This is a genomic window from uncultured Salegentibacter sp. (assembly GCF_963972535.1).
In the GTDB taxonomy this organism is placed as follows: domain Bacteria; phylum Bacteroidota; class Bacteroidia; order Flavobacteriales; family Flavobacteriaceae; genus Salegentibacter.
This window is the reverse complement of the sequence record NZ_CAXAVR010000198.1, coordinates 1-2,211: the sequence shown is the minus strand read 5'-3', so window position 1 is coordinate 2,211 and position 2,211 is coordinate 1. Positions and strand designations below refer to the sequence as shown.

Genomic DNA, 2,211 nt, shown 5'->3' with positions numbered 1-2,211 from the left:
ATACCACCGGGGAAAGCTTGGTGTGATAAAGTGCTGTATAAAAAATTGTTTTTAAAAAATCCTGCGGAGTTTTTACTTTTATTCCAGATAGTTCCTTTTCCCAATTTTGAATTGCTTCTTCTTTGATGTTTTCAAAATCGAAATCTCCTTTAGCTAAATTTTGTTTGGCATTTTCAACACTTACCGAAGAAACAGCTATCTTCATTTCAATTTCCCGACCGGAATCTTTATCGAAATAGAATTGTGCTGACGTCTTTTCTCCCGAAATTTTATCACCTTCCGCTACCTGGTAATCCTGAAAAAATCGGTGATCGGTTATTGGTTTTGAAAATTCTGCTACAAAAAATACTTTCTGGTTATTTGCCCAACCGGTACTGTACCTATAACCGCTAATTGTGGTTTTATTTTCAATATTTATAGCAGTTTCTGTAGGTTTATCCCAGTTAATGGCAAACCCCAAATCCAGAATAAGGCTTTGTTCGCTGTTTTCCTCAAATTCATACTTATGATACGCAGTCCTGTCTAAAGTTGTGAGCTCAACTTTTACTTGAGGTTTATCGAGAAAAACACTATAGAAACCGGGAATTGCAATTTCAGAATCGTGTTGAAATTCTGAAGCATAAGGAATATCCTTCTGTGAGGTTACTTTTTGGCTAAGATCAATTTCCTGGGTAACAGGCATAAAAAGTAAATCGGCTAAATCACCAATTCCGGTACCGCTTAGGTGCAATTGACTAAACCCAGCAATGGTATCGCTTGATATATGATAACCGGAACACCAGTCCCAACCACTTCTTCCATTATCTGGGCTAGGTTGCAACATCCCAAAAGATTGAGCCGCTCCGGGAAAGGTATGTCCATGTCCTCCAGTTCCTATAAAAGGATTTACATGAGCTGTTAATTTTTCAGTTTTATCAGAGTTATTTTTTTCTTTTTCCCGCTGCTCACAGGAAGCAAAAATTAAAAGCAAAAAACATACTACTAAATTTCCTAGGGCTTGAAATCGATTATTTAAGATCACGTAAACATTATTTTAACTTATATGCTAAATATTCATATATTCAGCGTCACAAAAAAGAAATTTAGACCAACGACCATTTACAAAAGCTGAATAGCGAAAAAAATCAAAATGCTTACCAGAAAACAATTCTTAAACGGTTTCTCCATTCAAAACCAGGGTGACTATAAAATTACTGCCTGGCATCATTTGGTTTTTTGGTTAATATATTTTCTTTTTAATACGCTGCGATGGGGTAGTTATTATGATGATTTTGCTTTATCACTTAAAGGTAATTTGATTGGCTTTCCAATTCATATGTTTTTATGCTATTTCACCATTTATTTTTTAATTCCAAGATTTATCTTTAAACGGCGATTTATAAGCTTTTCCTCTATTTTATTGGTATCAATTTTTATTATGGTAGTGGCTAAGTTCTATCTTACGCTATTTCTTGTAAGTAATAATGTATGGCCCGAAGGTCCCGAAGCTACTTCTGACTTCACATTTAATTACGCCCTTACTATGATGCTGGGGGAGTTTTATGTGATTTCTTTTGTAACCGCAATAAAAATAACTTTAGATTGGCTTAGTGCAAGCAAACGGGCCGCAAGATTAGAAAAAGAGCAACTTCAAACCGAATTGCGATTTCTACGCTCGCAAATTTCACCTCATTTTTTCTTCAATACCCTAAATAATATATACTCTCTAAGCCTTGAACAATCTAAAAAAGCTTCGGAAACTGTTTTAAAACTTTCTGAACTTATGCGTTATCTACTTTATGAAACTAAAGATAACAAACAACCACTTGATAAAGAAATACTTTGTATTCAGAATTACCTGGATTTGGAACGAATTAGATATGGGGAACAGGTAAAAATAAATATGGAAGTTACCGGGGATATTGAGGGTAAAAAAATTCCGCCAATGCTATTTATTCCATTTATTGAAAACGCTTTTAAGCATGGCGCCAGTAAAAACATTGGAGATGTTTGTATTTCTATAAAATTACAGGTGAAACAGGAAGTTATTTACTTTAAGGTAAGCAACACCTTACCAGACAAAAGAATAAACAATAAGTTGGAAAAGGAAAGCGGGGGCATAGGGATAGAAAATGTAAAAAAACGTCTGGCATTAGGCTATGCTGAAAAAGATTACAATCTGGAAATATACTCCAAAGACGAGAACTTTATTGTCGCATTAAAATTAAAATC

2 protein-coding genes are annotated in these 2,211 nt (G+C 34.4%); one reads left to right on the top strand and one right to left on the bottom strand.

The window, feature by feature from the left end:
• Nucleotides 1-970: glycoside hydrolase domain-containing protein (locus tag AACZ30_RS13750; protein WP_339650087.1), on the bottom strand; the 970-nt coding region annotated here is incomplete at its 3' end.
• Nucleotides 971-1,129: 159 nt separating this feature from the next.
• Between AACZ30_RS13750 and AACZ30_RS13745 the strand changes: the two genes are divergently transcribed.
• A partial coding sequence (locus tag AACZ30_RS13745) for a histidine kinase (RefSeq protein ID WP_339650084.1) occupies nucleotides 1,130-2,211 on the top strand: 1,082 nt, incomplete at its 3' end.